Annotated in this window: 20 protein-coding genes and 1 riboswitch; of the genes, 4 read left to right on the top strand and 16 right to left on the bottom strand. The window is 44.1% G+C overall.

Annotated elements, in window-relative coordinates; translation table 11 throughout:
- Window positions 1–21 precede the first annotated feature (21 nt).
- Entirely contained in the window at window positions 22–933 is a 912-nt protein-coding gene (locus DWW60_RS05955) for a DUF1189 family protein (RefSeq protein ID WP_022215813.1), read from the bottom strand.
- A gap of 247 nt (window positions 934–1180) precedes the next feature.
- Between DWW60_RS05955 and DWW60_RS05950 the strand changes: the two genes are divergently transcribed.
- Complete coding sequence (locus DWW60_RS05950) at window positions 1181–3763, top strand: fibronectin type III domain-containing protein (RefSeq protein WP_117874606.1); 2583 nt, start codon at window positions 1181–1183, stop codon at window positions 3761–3763.
- Between the two features lie 170 nt (window positions 3764–3933).
- Entirely contained in the window at window positions 3934–6006 is a 2073-nt protein-coding gene (locus DWW60_RS05945) for a GH25 family lysozyme (RefSeq protein ID WP_117874604.1), read from the top strand.
- Between the two features lie 89 nt (window positions 6007–6095).
- Here the strand turns inward: DWW60_RS05945 and DWW60_RS05940 are convergent, their stop codons facing one another.
- The 13 genes from DWW60_RS05940 to DWW60_RS05885 form a co-directional block, all read right to left on the bottom strand.
- On the bottom strand, window positions 6096–6674 hold the full coding sequence (locus tag DWW60_RS05940; protein WP_022215816.1) for a hypothetical protein: 579 nt from the start codon (window positions 6672–6674) through the stop codon (window positions 6096–6098).
- Window positions 6675–6777: 103 nt separating this feature from the next.
- Complete coding sequence (gene bioB, locus DWW60_RS05935; protein WP_117874602.1) at window positions 6778–7758, bottom strand: biotin synthase BioB; 981 nt, start codon at window positions 7756–7758, stop codon at window positions 6778–6780.
- Window positions 7759–8009: 251 nt separating this feature from the next.
- Window positions 8010–8948, bottom strand: a complete 939-nt coding sequence (locus DWW60_RS05930) for a transketolase family protein (protein ID WP_015533848.1) — start codon at window positions 8946–8948, stop codon at window positions 8010–8012.
- Window positions 8945–9772, bottom strand: coding sequence for a transketolase (locus DWW60_RS05925; protein ID WP_004850272.1), 828 nt, complete (start codon window positions 9770–9772; stop codon window positions 8945–8947). Before DWW60_RS05925 ends, DWW60_RS05930 begins: the two co-directional genes overlap by 4 nt.
- A 216-nt stretch (window positions 9773–9988) precedes the next feature.
- Window positions 9989–10837, bottom strand: coding sequence for a YdcF family protein (locus tag DWW60_RS05920; protein ID WP_055223200.1), 849 nt, complete (start codon window positions 10835–10837; stop codon window positions 9989–9991).
- Complete coding sequence (locus tag DWW60_RS05915) at window positions 10838–12190, bottom strand: MATE family efflux transporter (RefSeq protein ID WP_022215819.1); 1353 nt, start codon at window positions 12188–12190, stop codon at window positions 10838–10840. It abuts the gene before it with no gap.
- Between the two features lie 214 nt (window positions 12191–12404).
- Window positions 12405–13715 (bottom strand): phosphomethylpyrimidine synthase ThiC, encoded by a 1311-nt coding sequence (thiC, locus tag DWW60_RS05910; protein WP_022215820.1) that lies wholly within the window; start codon window positions 13713–13715, stop codon window positions 12405–12407.
- Between the two features lie 325 nt (window positions 13716–14040).
- Window positions 14041–14149, bottom strand: a riboswitch (TPP riboswitch).
- 83 nt (window positions 14150–14232) lie between these two features.
- Window positions 14233–14742 carry a GNAT family N-acetyltransferase gene (locus tag DWW60_RS05905; protein ID WP_117874600.1) on the bottom strand — a complete coding sequence of 170 codons (510 nt, stop codon included), beginning with the start codon at window positions 14740–14742 and terminating at the stop codon, window positions 14233–14235.
- A 118-nt stretch (window positions 14743–14860) separates the two neighbouring features.
- Window positions 14861–15550, bottom strand: coding sequence for a nicotinamide riboside transporter PnuC (gene pnuC, locus DWW60_RS05900; RefSeq protein WP_117874598.1), 690 nt, complete (start codon window positions 15548–15550; stop codon window positions 14861–14863).
- Between the two features lie 139 nt (window positions 15551–15689).
- Window positions 15690–16490, bottom strand: coding sequence for an MBL fold metallo-hydrolase (locus DWW60_RS05895; protein ID WP_055223193.1), 801 nt, complete (start codon window positions 16488–16490; stop codon window positions 15690–15692).
- 79 nt (window positions 16491–16569) lie between these two features.
- On the bottom strand, window positions 16570–17043 hold the full coding sequence (locus DWW60_RS05890; RefSeq protein ID WP_117874596.1) for a YbaK/EbsC family protein: 474 nt from the start codon (window positions 17041–17043) through the stop codon (window positions 16570–16572).
- A 43-nt stretch (window positions 17044–17086) separates the two neighbouring features.
- Window positions 17087–17242, bottom strand: a complete 156-nt coding sequence (locus DWW60_RS13395; protein WP_158564628.1) for a hypothetical protein — start codon at window positions 17240–17242, stop codon at window positions 17087–17089.
- A 64-nt stretch (window positions 17243–17306) separates the two neighbouring features.
- Window positions 17307–17765 (bottom strand): GNAT family N-acetyltransferase, encoded by a 459-nt coding sequence (locus tag DWW60_RS05885; RefSeq protein WP_117874595.1) that lies wholly within the window; start codon window positions 17763–17765, stop codon window positions 17307–17309.
- Window positions 17766–18047: 282 nt separating this feature from the next.
- Here DWW60_RS05885 and DWW60_RS05880 point away from each other — a divergent pair, with 282 nt between their 5' ends.
- Together DWW60_RS05880 and DWW60_RS05875 are read left to right on the top strand one after the other, a co-directional pair.
- Window positions 18048–19370 (top strand): MATE family efflux transporter, encoded by a 1323-nt coding sequence (locus DWW60_RS05880; RefSeq protein WP_117874594.1) that lies wholly within the window; start codon window positions 18048–18050, stop codon window positions 19368–19370.
- An 89-nt stretch (window positions 19371–19459) separates the two neighbouring features.
- Entirely contained in the window at window positions 19460–20269 is an 810-nt protein-coding gene (locus DWW60_RS05875) for a DUF1963 domain-containing protein (protein WP_243002924.1), read from the top strand.
- A gap of 53 nt (window positions 20270–20322) precedes the next feature.
- Here the strand turns inward: DWW60_RS05875 and DWW60_RS05870 are convergent, their stop codons facing one another.
- Both DWW60_RS05870 and DWW60_RS05865 read right to left on the bottom strand, forming a co-directional pair.
- Complete coding sequence (locus DWW60_RS05870; protein ID WP_117874593.1) at window positions 20323–21258, bottom strand: cysteine-rich small domain-containing protein; 936 nt, start codon at window positions 21256–21258, stop codon at window positions 20323–20325.
- A 6-nt stretch (window positions 21259–21264) separates the two neighbouring features.
- The gene (locus tag DWW60_RS05865) at window positions 21265–23853 is read right to left on the bottom strand and encodes a YfhO family protein (protein ID WP_117874592.1); all 2589 of its coding nucleotides are present in this window, start codon (window positions 23851–23853) and stop codon (window positions 21265–21267) included.
- Between the last annotated feature and the right edge of the window lie 9 nt (window positions 23854–23862).

The raw sequence follows: 23862 nt of genomic DNA, 5'->3' as shown, positions 1-23862 counted from the left end.
GAATGTGTCTTCTATAATTATTTACCTTTGCTCATACTGGGAAAATTCCTGCGCCAGATCATTCTGTTCTACCTGTGCCGGATCTTCCTGTGGATCGTCATCCGGGTTATTCTTATGATACTGTGATACAGCGGCAAATATGTATATCACAGATATGAAAAGCGCCAGCATCCCCATCGTTCTCTTCGCCGGCCATATGTATGTTGCAATGACCATCATGAGGAAATACCATAATAACCTTATATATATGGCAGATTTGTAAATAGTGCCAAATGATACCTCGATCTTCTTCATGGATGCCGCTATCAGTCCCGCTACCGTTATGAGCAGTGACCAGAACAACGTGAGCACAAATCCAACAATTATCTGCAATACCCATGCAAGCACAAGCACTGGTGTGTCGAGCTTATTTATGAGATTGATCACATCCTGCTTTGTAACAGCCTTGAATCCATATGTCTCATTCAGGGATTCATATATATCCTTACATCTTATGATCTGTGTTCTTCCTGAGTTATATGTGAGTATCTCATCCGCTGATATGATGAATACGGTACGATACCCGCCGTCTGCAGCAAGGTCTCTTGCAACAGCTTCATCCACTTTCGTCTTCGATGTGTCGATCTTTATGTAGGACATGTTCTCATCATCCGACCAGTCGAATGTCCCATCGTAGTAAAAGCCATCTCCGGTCAGTGAAAAATCCTCCATATTCCGGTCTATCCTGTCCGCAAACCTTCCGCCGCCAAACAACTGGTTATATGGAATAAAGAATATCACCAGATAAGTCAGTGTGCTCATGATAAATGTTATCAGCATCGCCGATGACATCCGTCCAAATCGTCCATTTCTGTAATAAGCTTCCGGTTTTGCGACACCTACGAACATGTTCTTCAACGCGCCTAAAAATCCAACTCTTTTTTTATCATCCAACAGTTATTGTCCTCCAAATTTCATATGCCTGCTAATTATAACATAGACTTTATGTATTTAATATGAAAAACATCAACCTTTACCGACTTTTTTCTTGTTTTTCATTCAGGCTTTATGTTTTAGCTGGATTTTAATAAGCATTTTGTAATATATTCGTAACAAATCAGTGCAGTTTTATTGACTTTTCATAGCGTACATTATATTATGTAAACTGTGCTCAAAACTTTTTACAAAACGGGAGGAATTCATGATTATCAGAAAATTTACCAGGATAATTCTGGGCGCTGCTCTGGGTATAAGTGTATTCGCATTTGCCGGCAACGTGCCCGAAACAGCCTATGCCGCAAACATGTCCGACATAAGCGTTACATCGACGAGGGAGGATGTACAGCAGGTAGTGGACGATGGAAACTTCGACTACACAGAGCTGGACGGTACAGAGATCGATCACATATACGAGTTGTATAATAACGATCCCGAAACCATCAAACAGCTCCAGCGTCAATCCGATTACAACGCCACCGGCGATATAGCTACGCTGAGTGCCAGATATACCCACTCTTCCATGTTCGATGGCTACAAAGTCATCAAGGGCATAGACGTATCCGAGTGGAACGGCGACAACATCAACTGGAAAAAGGTTAAAGCCGCAGGAATATCCTACGCATTCATACGTGTGGGTGGACGCTACTACGGTTCAGGAAAATATTTCATCGATTCTACATACAAGGATAATATCAAAAATGCACTGAATGCAGGTGTTGACGTGGGTGTGTACTTCTACTCACAGGCCATCAGCACATCGGAGGCCAAGACAGAAGCCAAATACACTACCGACCTGATCTCAGGCTACAACATAACTTATCCCGTTGTCATGGATTATGAATACGCATGGGAAGATGGAGGTCTGAGCGGTCGTCTGTACAACGCCCACCTTTCCAAGAGCGCAGCTACAAATGTCATAAAAGCATTCTGTGCGGCAGTTGAATCAAAGGGCTACGTAGGCATGATCTACGCCAGCAAGACTGTCATCACAGACGACATGAACGCATCTTCGATCGCACAGTCATATCCTATATGGAATGCCCAGTACAACGACACGGACACTCTCACAGTGAAACATTCATACTGGCAGTACAGCGACGTCGGCAAGGTGTCAGGAATCAGCAATGCAACTGATATGAATTTCAGATATGTCAAATCTCCTGCCGCGCCTTCATCTCTGACACAGTCAGCGTGCACAGACTCCACTATCACACTGACATGGACGAAGATCCCTGAGGTCTATGCTTACCAGATCGTGCGTTACGACAGCTCCGAAGATAAATACGTCTCCGTGGGAACTGCCAAGGGTGCCGGAACGACTACATTTACAGATAAGAATCTTCAGGACGGTAAAAAGTATACATACAAGGTACGCGGATATTACAAATTGAGCTCAGGAGCCATCTACGGAACCTACTCAGCAGAGTGTACCGGTATTACAATAGCTGATACCATAGAGAACTTTGCGGCTACAGTTACAGCGCCTACATCTGTAAAACTTTCATGGTCACCTATCCCTGCAGCAACAGGATACAGAGTATACAGAAGCAACGGTTCATCAGGCAGCTACGAGACGATTGCCACGACCAATTCTCCTGACGACTGCGACGTTACCGACAGCCAGCTCAATCCTGGCACAAAATATAACTACAAGGTACGCGCATACACAACAACTGATACCAACACCATCTGGCACGTTCTGTCAGATGCCAAGACCATAACCACCGACCCAGGCGAGGTTACAGGGCTCAAGATCACTTCAGCCTACACAAGCTCACTTACACTGAAGTGGAATAAGCAGGAAAATGTTGACGGATATATCGTATATGTATGGGAGCCATCCAATGCTACTTGGACAAGGCTTGCAAAGATCTCTTCCAAGTCTACTGACACATACACACACAAGGGACTTCCTCATTCAACCGAGTACAGCTACACGGTATGTGCATATTACAAGAAAAATGGAACATACCACTACACAGAGACAGCCAGCGCAGTGAGCGGATTTACCGGACCTGCTGTTCCTTCCCAGATCGCAACCGCATCAAGGACAGCCAAATCCGTGACCATAAGATGGACACAGATTTCTGATGCCACGGGCTACACGGTATACAAATATAATACGTCCAGCAAGTCATTTGAGCAGGTGGCACGTATCAGCGGAAGCAGCAACAGAACATACACATTTACAGGACTTAAAGCCGGAACAGAATACAAATTTGGAGTGAGAGCATACACAGAGCGGAATGGATTCACAGGCTTCAGTGACCGCAAGGATTTCAGCTCCTGCACTCTCCCGGCAACCTTTACATCATCCTTCAAATACACACCACTTGGATCGCAGAGATTCCTCCAGTGGTCAAAGCTGTCATACGCTGACGGCTACATCGTATACAAGTATGATCAGAAGGCAAACAAATACACAAGAGTTAAGAAGATAACATCCAACAAGACAAATTTCTGTTTTGTTCCTAACCTCAGAAGAGGCTACGGTTACCGTGTTCTTGCTTACATGAAGTACAACGGCAAGATATACTACGGAGCAATGTCAAATGCACCGGTCAAGAATACATCTCTTACCGGAACAATCACTGACAGCAGCGTAAACCTCCGTGCAAAAGCCGGAACAAACAGCAGAGTAGTCAGAACGCTTGCAAGGGGTTCAAAAGTCAAGATCTCCGGCTATGCAAAGTCTGGAAGATATATCTGGTATAAGGTCACATACACCAGAGGCTCCAGAAAATATACCGGCTATATAAGATCTGATTTCATACGTGTCAAGTAATTCTTATACTTATACAATTAAAATAGGGAAAAGCATACATACTTTGTATCTCCTGCTTTCCCCTATTTTTTTATATTTTTCTCAATATTTTTCTCACGCAGGCCTTTTATTAATAATATTTTAATAATCTTTTTGTAATATAATTGTAACATTTATATTAGGAGGCTTACATGAGAATAAAACGATTATCTAAACAACTTTTTATTATTTCCCTTGGAATATTTATACTGACTGCGGCAGATAATATCTTCCACTCTGCCACAGTATACGCGGCTGACACCTCCACCATCTCAACATCATCGACCAGATCTGAGGTCCAAGAAGTTGTGGATGAAGGTAACTTTGACTACACTCAGTTGACCGATGCCGAGATCGACCACATATATAGTATTTACGGCAACGATCCTGAGACGATAAGGCAGTTGCAAAAGCAGTCAGACAGCGCTAATCCTTATGGTGTTGCCACGCTCTCATCGACAACATATACACACGCATCCCAGTTCAAGAACTCCACTGTCATGAAGGGGATAGATGTATCGGAGTGGAACGGTTCCATCAACTGGAGCAAGGTAAAATCCAGCGGCGTTACATTTGCCTTTATCAGGGCTGGAGGAAGGTACTATGGTTCAGGTGCATATTTCGTCGACTCCAAATTTGCTGAGAATGTCAAGAAAGCAACTGCGGCAGGGATTGATGTCGGAGCGTACTTCTACTCTCAGGCCATAAACGCCACCGAGGCCAGGCAGGAGGCGGCATACACCTTGAACATCGTATCCTCTTACAACCTTACACTTCCCATCGTCATGGACTACGAATACGCATGGGAGGGTGGACTGACCGGCAGGCTCTACAATGCGCACCTGTCCAAAAGCGCTGCCACCACGGTCATCAACACTTTTTGCAGTACAGTGGAAGCAAGTGGCTACGTGGGCATGCTGTATGCGAGCAAAAGTGTTATAACCGATGACATGAACATCACCAGTATAAACAACAAATACCCAATATGGAATGCGCAGTACAACGATTCAGACACGCTGACCGCCACTCATTCATATTGGCAGTACGATGACAACGGAACCGTCGCCGGAATAAGCTATCCGACGGATCTCGATTTCAAATATGTAAATACACCGGCAGCACCTACAAAACTCACATTTAAGTCATCGACCAGCTCATCCATAACTCTCACCTGGAATAAGGTTCCTGAGGTATATGGTTATCAGATAGTGCGTTACGATGAGGCCGAAGGAAAATATGTGTCGATCGGAACAACAAAGGGGGCCGGCACTCTGACCTACACTGATAACGGTCTCACCAGCGGTAAAAAATATACCTACATGGTGCGCGGATACCATAAATTAAATACCGGCACTGTATTCGGGGCTTACTCGCAAGAATATAGCTGCACCGCCACCTATGCAGAGGCTGTAACTGCATCGACAGATCCTGAACCTCCAATCTTCGATACCGCCCCGGACATGCCTACCCAGGCCGCAATAGCAGACAGGACTTCCAGTTCCATTAATGTCCGCTGGAGCAAGATTTCCGGAGTCACAGGCTATTTCGTGTACAAATACAACACGTCCACTGGTAAATATGACAGAATTGCAAGATGCATAGGCGACGAATCCAGAAGTTATAACTTTACCGGACTTTCTCCCGCCACAACATACAAATTCGGCGTGAGGGCGTATTATGAATACAACGGTGCGATCATGTACAGCAACCGCCTGGAGTTCAGCAAATGTACAAAGCCACGAACCTTTACATCTTCATTTAAGTATACTCCTCTCGGTTCGTATCGCTGTCTGCACTGGCAGAAGCTTTCAAATGTATCCGGCTACATCATATACAAATATGATATTGCCCATAACAAATACACAAGAGTAAAGAAAATATCCTCTTACAAAACAACCAGTTGTATACTTCCTGCTTTGAAGAGTGGCTTCGGCTACAGGATTCTTGCATATAAGAATGTCAATGGTTCGATAGTATATGGCGACATTTCAAAAGCTCCCGCAAAAGCCAGCTCATTGAGCGGAACAGTCATTGACAGCCAGGTCCGTCTCAGGGCAGGGGCAGGAACCAACAAACGTATCATCCGGGAACTTGCCAGAGGATCAAAGGTCAAGATCAGCGGCTGCAAATATTCCGGCAAGAATGCGTGGTATAAGATCACTTACACCAAGGGCTCAAAGAAATACACCGGATATGTAAGATCCGATTTCATAAGAATAAACTAGTCTTAATTCAAACAACAAAATAGGCATCATACCTGATCAGGTATGACGCCTATTTTGTATCTATCATAATGATCGTCTGTTAGCGGAAACTATTTCACAACCTTGAATGAAGCCTTTACATAGCCATCTGCATAAAGCACAAGCTCTCTGCCATTGCTGCCCCACATGAGCTCTTCCTCTGCGTATGAAGGCTCTACAAACTTAACATCAAGTCTCTTCAGGTCCTCGTGTGCACATGCTGCTGTGCGGAGGAGCAACATTCCCTGAACTACAGGATGGTCTGTGAGGTGGATCTTATTCTCGTCTCCTGTCTCCTTGCTGAATGCATAAACCTCTTCCTTTGTAAATGTGTGGAATGGCTTCTCGTCCTCATAATCCGTCTTCTCCACTCTCTTGATCTCCTTCTCCTTGTCTGATGCCTTTACGAGTGTGATGGTCATCTTCTCAACAGGAGTCTCTTCTCCCTCTACCTTTCCAAGGATAGAGAGTATGTACATGAATGCGTTCTCCTTAACATCACCATACTCATATGTAATGCTGTCGGCAGCCTCTGCCTTCTCTCTGTCTACTGTGTAGGATATCTTGCCTATGAATGCGCCCTGATATGTGGATGCATCCATGTCTGTCATCTTTGTTCCAAGTCCCATGATCCTGTCATAAATCTTCATATACTTCTCCTTCTAAAACTTATTCTGCATGTTATATTCTCTTATTTGCGTGCAGTTAATCCTTCTCATCCAATTGCCTTGCGCACGGAGCACCTACAAATGTCTATGAATGTTTTCTGTCCGTGACAAATCCGTTTCTTCTTATCATGTCAAAGTCAAGGTCAAATGATGTGCCATCGGTGGTCAGGAAGTCACCGCTTATGACCGCATTTGCCCCGGCTGCAAGTGCAGCCTCGCCGTTGTCCTCATATCTTCCTCTTCCAGCCGCAAGCCTTATCATGACTTGGGGCATGACAAATCTGTATACTGCTATCGTTCTGACGTACTCCTCCTCAGTGAGAGGTGTCTTGTCATAGAATGGCGTCCCCTCCCTCGGATTGAGGAGGTTCATCGGAACCGAATCCACGCCAAGCTCTCTAAGTTCAAATGCAAGCGCCACCCTGTCCTCAAGTGTCTCGCCCATGCCGAACAGACTGCCACTGCACACCATGAGTCCCGCAGCCTTTGCAGCGCGTATTGTCGCCTTCTTCTGTTCCTGGGTGTGACTGGTGCACACCTCCGGAAAATATGCAGGTGATGTCTCAAGGTTATTGTGTATCATTGTAAGTCCCGCACCCTTAAGCTTCGTAAAGTCCTCCTGATCCAGCAGGCCAAATGACGCGCATATGTTGATATCCACATTGTCGTGTATATCCTTGACCGTTTTCTCAGCAAGCTCAACCTCCCGCTTTGAAAGTCTCCTGCCCTCAGCCACAAGGCAGTACCTGAAGCTTCCCTTGTCATAGTCAATCGATGCACCCTCAGTAACCGCTTCATTACCAAGCAGATTTATCTCTGGTATATCCTTCTTCGCTATCCTGGACTGTGCACAGTATCTACAGTTCTCTGTGCATCTGCCCTCCTTCACGCTTATGACCGAACACACATCGCACCGGTCTCCGCAGAAATACTCTCTTATCTCATTTGCTGAAGCCGCCAGTATATCCAGATCCTCATGTGCAAGCTTTAGAGCCTCATCATATGTGATCTCCGCTCCACCATTCAGCACGCGGTTCTTAAGCTCCTCTACATACTCTCTGCCCATATGATTCCTACCTCTTTTCTGTAAAGTTCCCAGTTTCATCTGGTCTTCAGCCCTTGTGTATGTAAATCACAGAATCTGCCGGATGTCTGCAGTGTCTACCGCCCATCTGACAGTTCATATGTATATATGGAAAGAGCCTGCCACCGGCAGGCTCCCCCATCTGTATATAACTCTCTATATCTTTCACAGATATTTAGTATCAGCTATTTATCTTGTGTTCTCTGTTATGTCTCCAAATGATCACATTAGGATTACAGCGCAGCCTTGATCTGCTTGTAGATACCCTCGGCATCAAGCTCATACTTGTGAAGCAGTTCCTTTGCAGGGCCTGACTCACCAAATGTATCTCTCACACCGATCCTTGTCAGCTTTGTAGGACACTTCTCAGCAAGCACCTCTGCAACAGCACTTCCGAGACCACCTATGATGGAGTGCTCCTCAACTGTGAACACTCTTCCTGTCTTCTGAGCTGTCTCAGCGATGATATCCTCATCGATAGGCTTGATAGTGTGGATGTTGATGAGTTCAGCATCTATACCGTCAGCAGCGAGCATATCCACAGCCTTCACAGCCTCAGATACACAAAGTCCTGTAGCTATGATAGATATGTCCTTGCCGTCCTTGAGCTTAACCCCTTTGCCGATCTCAAACTTGTATGTGCTCTCATCATTGAGTACTGGAACTGCCAGTCTTCCAAATCTGAGATATACAGGTCCAACATACTCGTATGCAGCCTTGACTGCTGCTCTTGCCTCTACATCATCACATGGGTTAATGACAACCATGCCTGGTATCTCTCTCATGAGTGCGATATCCTCACAGCACTGATGTGTTGCTCCATCCTCACCTACTGAGATTCCTGCGTGGGTTGCACCGATCTTCACATTCAGATGTGGGTAGCCGATGGTATTTCTCACCTGCTCAAATGCACGTCCTGCAGCGAACATTGCAAATGAACTCATAAATGGAACATATCCGCATGTTGACATTCCGGCAGCTATTCCTGCCATGTTCGCCTCCGCGATGCCACAGTCAACGTGTCGCTCAGGATAAGCTTTCTTAAAAATAACTGTCTTGGTTGCCTCTGCAAGGTCTGCATCTAAAACAACAAGATCATCATGCTCCTTTGCGATCTCTACTAAGGCATTGCCATAGCTCTCTCTGGTTGCGATTGCTTTATTCTCTATCATAATGCTGCAGCCTCCTTCTCAAGTTCTTCCATGGCGATCTTATACTCTTCTTCATTCGGAGCCTTTCCATGCCAGCCGGCCTTGTCCTCCATGAATGATACACCCTTGCCCTTGATCGTGTGGGCGATGATCGCTGTAGGCTCACCCTTGTGGGACTTTGCCTCAGCAAATGCCCTGTCGATCTCGTCAAAGTCATTGCCATTGATATTGATAACATGGAAGTTGAATGCCTTGAACTTCTCATCTATAGGATATGGTGAACATACATCCTCAACCGTTCCGTCAATCTGAAGATTGTTGTTATCTACTATAACGCACAGATTGTCAAGCTTTCTATGTCCTGCGAACATAGCTGCCTCCCATATCTGTCCCTCTTGGATCTCTCCATCACCGCAGAGACAGTATGTTCTGTAATCCTTGCCCTGCATCTTGGCTGCAAGTGCCATACCCACTGCAACTGAAAGTCCCTGTCCCAGTGATCCTGATGACATATCCACTCCTGGAGTGTGCTTCTTGTCAGGATGTCCCTGAAGGTAAGATCCAACATGTCTGAGTGTCTTTAAGTCTTCTATTGGGAAAAAGCCTTTTAACGCAAGTGCTGCGTAGTAGCCCGGAGCTGTGTGTCCCTTTGAGAGCACGAATCTGTCACGATTCTCGTCCTCAGGATTCTTAGGATCCACATTCATCTCCTCGAAATAAAGATAAGTAAACAGGTCTGCTGCTGATAATGAGCCGCCTGGATGTCCGCTCTTTGCATTGTATACACCTGTAACAATGCCCTTGCGAACTTCTACAGCTTTTTTCTGAAGTTCTAATTTGTTCATCTCATTCTCCTTTTAACTGGATACTGTATTTGTATCATACAGAGTCATTATAACATAATTTCTTCTATTTAGAAGTACGTTTTTACATGCATTTTTCAAGAAATATTACAAGGTTTTTTCAAGGTTATCTGTGCATTTCGACCAAATATACCTGCATGGGTGTCCGGCGGATCATTGTATTCACTTTGTCCGCCTTGCAGCGCACCTGTCCACGTATCAGCCACTGATCCACTCATACAGTATGCCTGCCATCTCCCTGACATAGTATGTCGGAAGCAGCCACCATGCAGTGCTTCCGGCTATGGAGCCCGTCTCTATGCCCTGTTTGTCCGCTATACGCTTTGCCCTGTACTCGTGGAATTCATTTGTCACTATATTCATCTTGTCCGGCAGTCCGTTCTGTCTGATGATCTCAGCCGAAAACTTTATGTTCTCCCTTGTGGACGTGGACTTGTCTTCCATATATATTCTCTCCGGAGCAATTCCGTGCTCTGTAAGGTATTCATACATGCACTGAGCTTCCGACATGCTCTCATCTGCGCCCTGTCCACCGGACACAACGCATACGGCCTCCGGGTTCTCCTCAAGATAATCCTGTGCTGCTATAAGTCTCTCCCTCAGCATAAGGCTTGGTCCACCGCCTCTAACTGCGCATCCGAGCACTACGACTGTGGCATCCTGTTTAGGCTTTACATGAGCCGCATAGACCATGTGATAAGTGATGACCACAACAAGGGCAAGCGCAGCAGTGACAAGTGCAAGCACGAAACTTAAGCATATCTTTCCTGCTTTTTTATCCCAAAGCTTTCTGACAGATTTGTCTATCTTTGCCCTGAATACTCCATACAATGTGAGAAGTGCAAACACGCCTGTTCCCAGCAGGGTTCCTATATTCACATGGCAACCTCTGAACACCGGATATATGAACATCAGCATTCCCAGCACGCCTATTATACAGAATATAACTCTCCATATATGATATCCCCGTGTACGCACCGCCACACCATCCTTGTTTATTTCTTTACTCATATCTTCATGGCTCTTCTGAGTCATTTTATCTGTCATCTATTCTATCCTCCCTGTTTTTTCTCTTTTCAGCTTCTTAATACCATTCACACAGAATAACAGTGACATGACTGTTGCTATAGTCCAGCCTATCGGCCAGGCCAGCCATATTCCTGTGGCGGAACCTATAACTCTTGACAGCACTATCGCCAGCACCACTCTGAGTATCAGATCCGTAAACGTCGATGTCATGAATCTGCCCATCATGCCTGTTCCCCTTAGTATTCCATCAGCTACAAGTTTTGCCGATACTACAAAGTAGAACGGCGCCAGTATCCTGAGATACGTGACTCCCGTGTCAAGGGCAAGTCCTGTCCTGTTCTCCATAAATGGATACATGCCATAACGGCCAAAGAAGAAGTACAAAACCGCAAATGGTATGCATAGTCCCCATATGAGTTTTATTCCAGCTTTAAGTCCCTGTCCTATCCTGTCGATCTTACCCGCGCCAAGATTCTGTGCGGTATAGTTGGATATTCCATTTCCAAGTGTTGTAAATGACGTTATGACGAGATTGTTGAGCTTTACAGCCGCCGCATAGCCCGCTATGACAGAGGCTCCAAATCCATTGATGACGCTCTGAATAATTATATTTCCAACTGAGATAAAGCTCTGCTGAAGTATGCTCGGTATGGCTATGACTGCTATCTTGCCCAGCATGCTTCCCGAAAATACACGGACCTTCCCCTCAGTGCGAACTGCTGTCAGGCGTCTGAACACAACTATTATCGCAAGTACAGCGCTCACGCCCTGACAGATGAATGTAGCCCACGCAACTCCATTTACTCCCATTTCAAATGTCTTTACAAACAGTATATCAACAGCTATATTGGACACCGATGAGATGGCAAGGAATATGAACGGTGTTCTCGAGTCGCCCAGCGCAGAGAATATTCCTGTCGCTATGTTGTAGAAGAACAAAAATGGCACGCCCAATATGTATATGTTCAGATAAGTAAGCGAATCTCTCATCAGCTCATCCGGGGTATCAATAAGTGCCAGCAGTCTCTCTCCAAGCAGGAATCCAACCAGCATGAGAACCGCCACAAGTACCGCGCTTGCTATGAGAGTAGTCCAGACCGCAGTCTTCATCTCGCTGTATTTCTTTGCCCCGAACAGCTGGGATACTATGACCGAACAGCCTATATTGCATCCAAATGCAAATGCTATGAAGATAAGTGTTATCTCATAGCTGTTGCCGACCGCCGCCAGAGCATTTTCTCCTATGAACTGCCCCGCCACAAAGCTGTCCGCTATGTTATAGAGCTGCTGAAATATCACACTTCCGAAAAGTGGCAGGCAGAATCTCCAAAGCACGGATTCAGGCCTTCCCACAGTAAGATCTTTGTTCACTTTTTTCCCTTCTTTTCTATAATTTACTCCTGTTTTCGGTTTTATTCTAAACTCGTTCACCCGGCATTACAATAGGCAAAATAGTAAACATCTTCGGCTGAACACCCGTTTTTTTGTACTTATTTCCATATATTTTTATGCATATAAAAACGACAGTACATGCCGAGATGGACATATACTGCCGGATCTTTTTATATTTTAAGTTTCTTGGTAATTACAGTATATCTATGTATTCCCCTGACAGCGCCTTGTTCATCGATCTGACAGCACAGAATTTACCGCACATACTACACGTGTCGCTGTACTCGTCATCAGGCTTCCTGCTGTCCCTAATCTCCTTTGCGGTCTCAGGATCTATGGCACATGCAAACTGTGCATCCCAGTCGAGGACACGTCTCGCATCCGCCATCTTGTCATCTATATCCCTCGCTCCAGGTATCCCCTTTGCTATATCTGCCGCATGGGCTGCTATCTTGGATGCGACGATTCCCTGCTTGACATCTTCTACATTTGGCAGGGCAAGGTGCTCTGCTGGTGTGACGTAACAGAGGAATGCTGCGCCGTTCATGGCTGCGACCGCTCCGCCTATGGCACTTGTGATGTGATCGTATCCCGGTGCTATATCTGTGACAAGAGGTCCAAGTACGTAGAATGGTGCGCCCATACAGAGTGTCTTCTGAACTTCCATGTTGGCTGCGATCTGATTGAGTGGCACATGACCAGGGCCCTCAACCATAACCTGTACGTTATGATCCCACGCGCGCTTTGTCAGCTCTCCAAGTCTGACAAGCTCCTCTATCTGACATACATCCGTTGCGTCCGCAAGACATCCCGGACGACATGCATCTCCAAGTGATACTGTCACATCGTATTCCTCGCATATATCAAGGATCTGATCAAAATACTCGTAGAACGGATTCTCGTTACCAGTCATGGTCATCCATGCAAATACAAGACTGCCGCCACGGCTGACTATATTCATCTTTCTCTTGTGTTTCTTGATCTGTTCGATCGTCTTTCTTGTTATTCCGCAGTGGAGAGTCACGAAGTCAACTCCATCCTCCGCGTGAAGACGTACCACATCGATGAAATCCTGTGCTGTCAGTGTCGCAAGATCTCTCTGATAGTGGATAACGCTGTCATATACCGGCACAGTTCCTATCATAGCCGGACACTCTGAAGTGAGCTTCTGTCTGAACGGCTGTGTATTGCCGTGGCTTGACAGATCCATGATCGCCTCTGCTCCCATCTCGACAGCACTCATAACCTTCTGCATCTCGATACCATAATCCTTGCAGTCTCTTGACACACCGAGGTTGACATTGATCTTGGTCCTCAGCATGCTTCCAACTCCCTCTGGGTTTAAACATGTGTGCTTCTTGTTAGCTGGTATCGCTACCTTGCCCTCTCCTACCAGTTTCATCAGCGCCTCAGTGGACATATGCTCTTTCTCGGCAACTTTCTCGATCTCAGGAGTTACTATGCCTTTTCTTGCTGCGTCCATCTGTGTTGTGTAATTTCTCATCTGTTCCTCCAATCTGATCCGGCTTTATAAATCTGTTCCAGATCTAATATTTGTTTCTCTTACACTTTTATAGTGGCGGAAGGTGGTGCCCCCAATCAGCCACTTTAGGGAATATCCCACTTAAGCGGGTCCCTCCTTATAAAGGAGCAGACGCATGAAAGGCGCTTACGCGCGGCGTCTGCGTAATATGTCGTCAAGCACCGCTTGATGACCTGCGCGCACATCAGTGCGCTTCCACTCTTCACAAGGAATCCCCCCACTTACGTGGGTCCCTCCTTATGAAAAAAGAGACACAGGAATGCGTCTCTTCTTTCTTACATCATTATGTATGTATCAAACGTATCCCTACGGCGGCATTATCCGCATCAGGTTGTGGGTCGAAGCGTTCAGCCTCCTCTCAGCCGGCTAACTCGCCAGCTCCCCATATACTATCCAATTCTCTGACAACAAGTATACCGCTGTCAGATCGTAACATCAACATATTTTTCTGTGATGTTACACCGTATGCTGCAACTCATTACTGATCTGCATCTTTTCTAAGGTCATAATAGTGCGGAATGATATCCTCGTAATGTCCATCCGGCATTCTGAAGCCTCCCGGGATAACGCCTAGCGGAGTAAAACCAATCCTTTTATACAGATGGAGTGCATGTACATTTGATGCTACTACGGCATTGAACTGGAGCACTCCAAAGCCTTTCTTCTTTGCCATGGAGATACAGTCAAGCACAAGCTTTTCTCCTATGTGTTCACCGCGGACGTCGCGTCTCACGGCATAGCTGGCGTTACATATATGTCCGCATCTTCCCACGTTGTTCGGATGAAGTATGTAGAGTCCTACCACCTCACCACTCTCTGCGTTCTCGGCGATACCAGTATATGTCTGCTCTTTGAAAAATGCACCGCCTGATTCCGGTGTCAGGTCTTCCTCCTGTGGAAATGCTACTCCGTCATCAACAACCTGGTTCCAAATTTCTGACGCAGCGACCGCATCTTCTGTCGTGTACTCTCTTATGTTGATATTCATCTGTGCGTCCTCCTATTATGATAATATTTCACTTATATTCTATTTATTCTTTTATCATTCTGTCTGCCTGCTCACTGTGAACATATAAAGCAGTTCAGTGTGATATTGCAATTATCTCCTACAAATCCACAGCCTGCCTCACTTCCCTCTTTTTCCAGCTCACAAAGCCATACATATCATTCGCAAAGAATATGACGAAGTTTACAACTACAGGAATATATGCCGGATTCTCAAGTGACGCGAGAACCCACAAAACTATCAGAATCACATCATTTGCTGCATATCCCACCGCATAGTATGACGATCTCAGCATGGTGAGCGCAGCCGCCAGGAAACTTGTGACTATGGATATTGTGCTGAACACTATATTCGGCGTGTCAAGTATCATGAGTATATAGTAGAATACAACCATTACAAGCACCGTGCTGACAGTGAGCCATATCACATGTCTTCTTGTCAGTTTCTGTATGGCAACCTCACTGCTGTTGCCCTCCGACGGATTCTTGAACCACGTTATGGCGGACCACACCGCCATCGGCATCGTCATCCCGAGGTAGGTTATCATCTCACCCCAGTAGCGGAACCTGAATGATATTATACCGTATAATATGCTGAATACGACCATCAATATCTGCGCCCACACATTTCCTTTTGCAGCAAATATAAGCGATGTCACGCCTATGAGTGCCGCCGCCAGTGTGAGGATGTCCAAATCTGCAGTGAGAAGATTCGATACCAGCACTATAATGAGGGAACACAGCCAGATAAGCCATTCCCGCTTAGTCAGTTCCTTTATTGGATTGTTCATTTCGATCTCTCCTTTTTATCGCCTATCTTTAGCAAACTCTTTTCTAGTTGCCTGAATTTTCAAACAATTCTATTGTTCAAGAAAGTCATTCATCTTCTAATTTCTCTCAGATTTTGACTATATTCTTTCCTGCCCATCTCTAAAGTCTTATTTTCTCCAAATCATCTGGCACATGCAGGTTGCCGCTGTAATACCTTTTGCCCTCTGCCACGTACAATCCTTTTCTATGTGTTATATTTTTATCCTCTGTATGATATAGCAACAGATTCTGAACTTCAATCTTTTCTGCAAGTTCACAGGCATCCTTGACTGTTGAGTGATGTTTCTCGTATGGATCAAATATATCCGCCTCAGAATACAGGCAGAATGCCTCATGGAGCAGCCATTTGCTGCCTCTCGCATACTTCTCCTCACAATCATTGTAAGGCTCGTCTCCGCAGCACGTAATTTTCGCGCCATCACCCATATCCATACAGAATCCAAATTGCTTTGTCTTAGTTGAACCAGTATCAAAAAATGTGACCTTTTTGCCCATTATCTCTTTCGTATCGCCGTCATTCACCTCAACCAGATGAAGTCTGTCACCAATATATACTGTCTCCTTCTTATTAAGAAGTTGCATTGCCATCTCCCTAAGTAAAGCGATGACCTCGTCATGTCCGTATATAACGGCTTCGCCTTCATACGAACCTTTTTTCATATGCTGGCATATCATGCGGATCATCCACACCGCGCCGAGTATATGATCCATATGTTTATGCGTCACAAATATTGTCCTCATGTCCTGCCAGTTAAAACCCGCTTTCTTAAGCTGTGACAGTATGCCGTTACCACCGCCGCCATCCACTAGAAAATGTTCGTCTCCATCTGACAGCACAAAGCATGTATTATAACACTCTGTCACAAGTGCACTTCCTGTTCCAAGCATCGTTATGTCCATACACCCATTCTTCCTTTCCCAAATACTTAATTCGTATAATAAGCACCATCCGCAGACTCATATTAACCTGATTAACAGCTTACTTCTCCGGCTCCTTGCACACATCAACCCAGCCGGCAGCCCCAGATGCATCCTCAAGCTCAGAGATGGTGAGATTCACTGCACTGTGGTCATTGCCCGCCGCAGGAAAAACCCTCTCGTATCTCTTGAGGCTCTCATCAAGGTATACATCTATCCCCAGATTTATTCCAAATGGACACACTCCGCCCGGTGCATGTCCGACAAGCTCCTCCACGCTATCAAATGGCACCATCTTCGCCTTGACGTGGAATCTGTCTCTATATTTCCTATTGTCAACTCTGGCTATGCCCTCGGTGAGTATGAGTACTATCTTGTCATCCTGTATGAACGCCATGGTCTTAGCGATCATGCCCGGCTCAACTCCAAGCGCCTCCGCCGCCATGGCAACAGTTGACGTCGGAGCGTCCATAAGTATGATCCTGTCTCCATATCCTTTATCTTCAAGAAACTTTTCTGCCTTTTCCAGTAACATGGCTGTACGTCCTCCTTGTTGTAATTATCTGTATTCTAGCACTTCATCCATTTTCTTTCCAGGCCGCATCTCCGGATTCTCTGCAACAGGTTCTGGATCGCCGCACCTCGATAAGCTGTCTTATAATCGCCGGCTCCACTGGGGTATCTTTAAACCTTCTAATACTGTGTCTTTTTTCTATGCTATCTCTTACCTCCATAGCTATGTCTGCCTCCGTCTGTCTCCGTAAATATATGTATGTAAACCGTATATTATCCAAAGCATCATAATTGCTGTATATCTATAACCATGCACTCCTCAGATGCCTTAAATCCCATTGATTCGTACAGCGGTCTGCCGCTTTCCGTGGCATCAAGACTTATCTCCGTGGCACCATGTACACGCGCATCCTCTATAAGCATATTCACAAGCTGCCTGGCGATTCCTCTCCTCCGATAGTCCTTTTCTGTATATACATTCATGAGATGTGCTCTCTTTCCAGAAGTATGAGAAAATGTTGGCATAATTTCAATATAAGACATACTGGCACACGCCACACATCTTCCGTCATCGACAGCTACAACAGTTGTCTGATCACCTTCAAGAAAATATCTCCTGCTGTTTGTCACCAATTTATCGTCAAATATATAATCAACTGGAAGATCATTGACTATCCTAAGCATGGACAATCTGACATTCATCAACATATCTATATCGCTCGCGTCCGCCATCCTATATTCCATAATATCCCCCTAATCAGTCCTTGACATTTGCTAACCTCCTGTTATAATAACACAAGTCGGACGGTATGTTGAATATTAATATACCTTGCAAGGTGTTCTGCAGATGCAGGATTCCCGGATGGAACATGAATCGCGATACAATATATCAGAATTTTCATGAGCCAGATAAGATGATTATCTTATCTGGCTCTTTTTTTTGCGGCTGGCAGGTTAATGTGTCCCCGCAATCATGTGCCTTTCCGATTTTCAATTATAAACTTTTTTTATTAAGGAGATTTACAAATGAATCTGTTAAAAGACGATCTGAAAAAGCTTTACTTCAAATTCCTCATTCCTTCCCTTGGAAGTGCCATGGTCATGTCCATATACACCCTGACTGATGCCATCGTCATCGGCAAAGGTGTTGGAGCTGATGCCCTGGCCGCTCTGAGCATCACAACGCCTCTGCTGTGCATACTTATGTCAACCGGAATTCTCTTTGGCGTAGGTGGATCAGTGCAGATGAGCGTGCACAGAGGAAGTGGCAACACAGTCAAATCTAACCGCTACTTCACCGTGTCATTCATGATGATCGCGGCCATCACCGCGCTGCTGTGGATACTGTACATAACATGCATGCCATCACTGCTGAGGCTCATGGGTGCAAATGCCACTCTATACCCATATGCCATGTCATACATGCACTATATAAATATGTTCCTGCCGGTTGCAGTATTTTCCAACTTCATAGCTATATTTGTGAGGGCTGACAATGATCCGAACCGAGCCATGGCAGGCGTCCTGCTGGGCGGAGTGTTCAATATCGTGATGGACATCGTACTGGTATTCCCGCTGAAGCAGGGAATCGGCGGAGCCGCACTTGCCTCTGTTATCGGTATGCTGATCCAGGTACTTGTCGCCTCATCGCATTTCCTCAGCAAGAAGAATGAGCTGCGTTTCATAATGCCACACAGGATCCTGAACAGCATGAAAAATATTGTGACAGCCGGTATCCCGAGCTTTTTCAATGAATTTGCAAATGGATTTATAGTGCTGCTGTTTAACATACAGATATTGAAGTACTGCGGCGAGAATGCCCTGTCCATATACAGCGTCATCTCCAACTGCGTCATCCTGTTCAACTCTCTGTTCACAGGAGTTGGTCAATCCGTGCAGCCTGTGATCTCGACCAACTACGGAGCAGATAACATAAGCAGAATAAAAACCATAAAAAGAATGGCTTACACAACCATCCTGATCATGGGCGTGCTGTTCTCACTTATTGGAATACTTTTTCCACGAACATTGTGCAATGTATTTATAGATATGAATGAAGGCCTTGGTGTCATTGCTGATCTTGGTGTCAGAGCGTACTTCTTTGCATTTGTGCCATTTGGGATCAACCTGATGACCTCCTACTATCTTCAGGCCATACTGAAATCCGGGCAGTCGCTGTGTATATCACTGCTCCGAAACATCATACTCAGCAGCGTGTGTATACTGACGTTCCCAGTTTTGACCGGTGGCAACAGCTTGTGGTTTGCTGCACCTGCGACCGAGGCTGTGACTCTTACTGTCAGTCTGGTATTTCTGGCGCAGGAATCCCAAAGGCAGGGTAGCCATTAAATGTGTATGCAAATTAGGCGATACGAGGTATAATGGATATGTTGACTTTAACAATAGGGATTAGGGGGTATAAGGCGAAAATGCACGAAATGGATTTGATTGAATTCCTTATTAAAGAAGGACACACTGATATTGCAGAAAGTATTAAAGACTACCGAAAAAATACTATTAAAATGTGTGTGAAGGATGTGGAAAATGTAATTGCAAAAGGCACAAGTAAAATCGGCGGCTTTCCCGATCTTCCGCCCGAAATTCCATATCCCACAATGTCGGGCTATTCCTGCAAGCGCGGAGATGACACTGAGCGGTACGAAAAATCAGCAATGCAGCTTGTTGCTCAAATCAATCTTGCGGACATTGCCGACTTGGATATTGAAAACAGGCTTCCGCACACGGGTATTTTATATTTTTTCTGGAGCGGAGAAATCGACTCAATTCACCAGACCAACAAATGGGTTGAAAGCGTTGCTGACGACCCTGAAAATTCGGCTTATCACAAGGTGATCTGGTACAATGGCGACCTGTCAAATTTAAAGAGAACTGAGCCGCCTGTTCCATATTATTCAAAGTATTTTACAGAAACTTTTGAGGAAAAGGCTGTCGAGTTTGGACTCACCACAGATTATCAGCCACTGGGAGATGTGCTTGACTGTGACCTATTTGACCGTCTTGAAGAAGTTGCTCCAGATTATGATATCGAATATCTTTCGTATGACGGAAACAAATTATTCGGTTATCCTACGGGGGGTAATATTCCGGATGTAAACGCAAAAACTCATCTGCTGTTTCAATATGGTTACAACATTGGTTGTCTATGGAATATCTTTTGGATCATTTCAGATGAAGATTTAAAGAACCGCAATTTCGACAAAGCGGTCTTTAGTTTCGATTTGGACTAATAACTATAATTCTAAGTAGGAGCAGAACACTCCTGCTCCTACTTGGTATAAATTCAGTGCTTTATACAGAATTCGCAGCCACCTTTTTGTCCGATGCAGCTCTTGCAATCGGAGCCCACTGCATACACATCTTCACCCGCGATCAGATATGTTCCTACAAGACTCATCTTCGGTGACATGTGTTCTCCGTTCCATGACACGCCTGCCTGCGATGAATCCATAAGCCCCAGCAGCTCAGGTACTGCCTCCATGCCCATTCCATAGTATCCTGGACCGAACGACGGACTGCAATACTTCTTCTCATATACACTGTTCTTTCTCTCAAGATATCCTTGCAGCCACCCTCTTATGACATCCATGCATGCCATCTGAAATGCCTCCATGTAATACTGGTCAAGCACAGAACCAGTGTTTTCCAGATCTACAACCGGTGCATGAAATGCATAAATGTAACCTTTATCAATAAGACTGATGTCAAGCTGTGTCAATATTCCGCACTCTATCTTTTTCCCACAAAAAGTAAAATAGCCGGGGCAAATGCACTCAGGAGCAAATTCCTGTAAAAGAACATCCACCGCACAAGATCCAGACATATCTTTCATAACCTCATCCAATATTCTGTCAATATTGATCTGATGCTCATACTTCATATCTGCATCTATTTCATTTATATGGGTAATCTGTATCAATCGTTCTTTCACCTGAGTCTTGAGCTTTCGAAGATCTATATGCAAAAGCTCATCTTCCCTCTGAAGGCGTCCAATAACCATATCATACATCTCTGGCTGATGTACTAAAAGACAATTACTGCAATCTTTTATCCGCTGCCCTTTCCGGCTGATCACATACTCAGGATTACCTAGGCACCGTTCCTCGCGATAAAGTGGGCAGTAGCAGAACATGCAATTAAAGTTCTCTACTTTCTCCACTTTATGACACGGGAAAAACTCACATTGTGTATTCTGAAAAAATTTATAACTATTTTCCATAATATATTATGCCGTTTTATTTTTCTGTTTTTTCATTTTTTTCTTAACTATCTCTACACCTGCATAAATCAGGAATCCAGCAAGTGACATGATCAGCCCCAGCCTCAAACCTGGCGTATGATAAACCATTTGTACTGTATGCTTACCCTTATCAAGTTTTATTCCCATAAAAGTATCTGCAAGCTCATCAATTTTAACCTCTTTACCATCCACAACAGCAGACCATGCATCTTCATAAGGTATTGAAAGCAGTATTTCTGTATCATCGTCAACATCTACTTCACCAGTAATTCTATTTTTAGAAATTTTTAAATCTGTTTTATATCCAGTGTTAAGAATATTGATCGCTTTTTCAAACACATCTGTATTCAGCTGCGATACATACAATGTATGCTTCTTGTCCCTATTGGTTTTTCTCTTTATAACTAAATCTATTTGATCTCCAGCCTTATATTCACCAATGTACATGCTGTTGATTTCAAACCTGTGACATGCATTCTGAATCAACTCGCCATTTACATATACCTCACAATTGTTATCATATAAGCTACTATGTGTTTTGCTTCCATCAACAAACACGTATACCGGTCCATCTTTTTTTACATCCAATTTCCATTCTTCATTACCATTCTTGTCAGTATGTATATATTCTGAATCAACATTCTCATATACATCTACTTCTTCACCAAGCATAGCGGATAACAGGTTCTGCTGATTTTCAAATGGGTCATTGCCAAATGAAACCTTCTTTATATCGTCATTCACCGGATAGCCGAGGGGCAAAGCGTATTTATTTTTATATACCTGTGCATACTGAGTCTTCAGATCCGTTTTCTCGTATCCTGATGCCGGACTCTTTAATTGGACATATTTTATTGACAGCAAAGAATCTGTCAGCAGCATAGGACTATTCCAATATGTCTCACGTAAAAAAAGCTTCTCCCCAGGGATATCAGAATATCCCATATAAGCTAGAAATCTGTCAACATTAAAATCATAAGCTGAACTATAATGCTCTATGCTATTATAACCATACAGCAGTGACTCCCCCGTCGCTATATCTCTTCCAATAGTCTTTAGATAATTATAATCATTTTCATATCTGAAAAAGCTTCCCTTCTCAGTATCATTAAGACTATCGACTATATTCTCGGCAGCAACTGTGTAATCAGAAAAACTCCTTGCATCATTATTGTATTCAGAAAAAGCAATGTACACATTATAACCGGCTTCTATCGCAGTCAGGCATGCCACTCCAAAGCATACTACCTTGGAAACATTTTTTCTATTGTTACCACATAACAGCACTATTATCCCTATACCAAAAATTGCCATATAAATAATGACTATATTACGCGGTGAATTTATTTTCTTTATATAATATAAAAATGCCAAACCTACTGCAACAACCCCCATTGCAGAAGCTACTTCTTTTTTTGATACCTGGTCTTTTTCCCATAATTGAACCTCTCTTGCAGCGATCATTATCATTACAAAAGAGAGTACAAAACTAAATCTGAAGAAGTATGAAGTGCTTCTAACAAAGGCTGTCCACACAAGTTCTAAATCTCTAAGACAATAACAGCTGCACAACAAAGCAAGCAGACATGCCATACAGATTTTTTCTTTTTTCTTCACAGCAGAATTAAAGAAAAATGCAACAACAGCAATAAGAACGATGGTTCCCGTAAAAATAGGGGGTGCATCCTGCGCATTCACTTTCGCACCAACATCAAATCCACTAAGGAACTGTGTTATATCCATATTAACTATACGGCTCAATCCAACGGTATTATTTGTTGCAATTCCTCCAACAAGCGCCATACACGCAGGAAGAAGTATACACAGACTCGCCAACACTCCACATAACATTGTTACTATATATCTAAATATACTTTTCCATTCTGTTTTCAACGCTTTTTTTATACTAAAGTCATTTGCATTAAGATATTCAACAATAAATAGTATTCCTGACATCAGACATACCATATAGCCAGTGTACCAATTACAGAAAATTGCAACGAATACAGAAGTAAATAGCAGTCCCGTTTTCTTCTTATCAACGCACTTCCATACTCCTAGTGCTATCAATGGCAAAATAATAACTCCATCAAGCCACATAACGTTTCTACAATTATACACATTATATTCCATAAGTGCATATAACGATGATAATACAAGGCCTGGTATCACCGATATTTTGAACCTTTTATCAACATATATGTATCCTGTTATTCCACACAAACCAATTCTGAGCAAAATCATAAATGCCATAAACTGTGGTATCTGCGCCTTTGAAAAAAACACAATAAACAAATTTAATGGACTAGACAAATAATAAGCTACTATCCCTATCATCCTGCCGCCAAGTGCTTTTCCTGTAGAATATTCTATACCTGCATTTCCATGAAACACATCCCATAAATATCCATAATAGTCCTTATACTGTAGCAATGAATCCCAGATCATCGTAGACTTGTTACCAAATGGTACCACTCCGCACACAGCCATAACAATCAACGTTATAATAACCGGTAAGAAAAATGCCAATGCAATGATGATCATTTTTTGTCTTAGAGTTTTTTGCTTACTCATCAATCTCCT

The organism is Coprococcus sp. AF16-22, from assembly GCF_003461545.1.
Lineage (GTDB): Bacteria > Bacillota > Clostridia > Lachnospirales > Lachnospiraceae > Coprococcus > Coprococcus aceti.
This window is presented reverse-complemented; position numbering and strand designations above follow the sequence as displayed.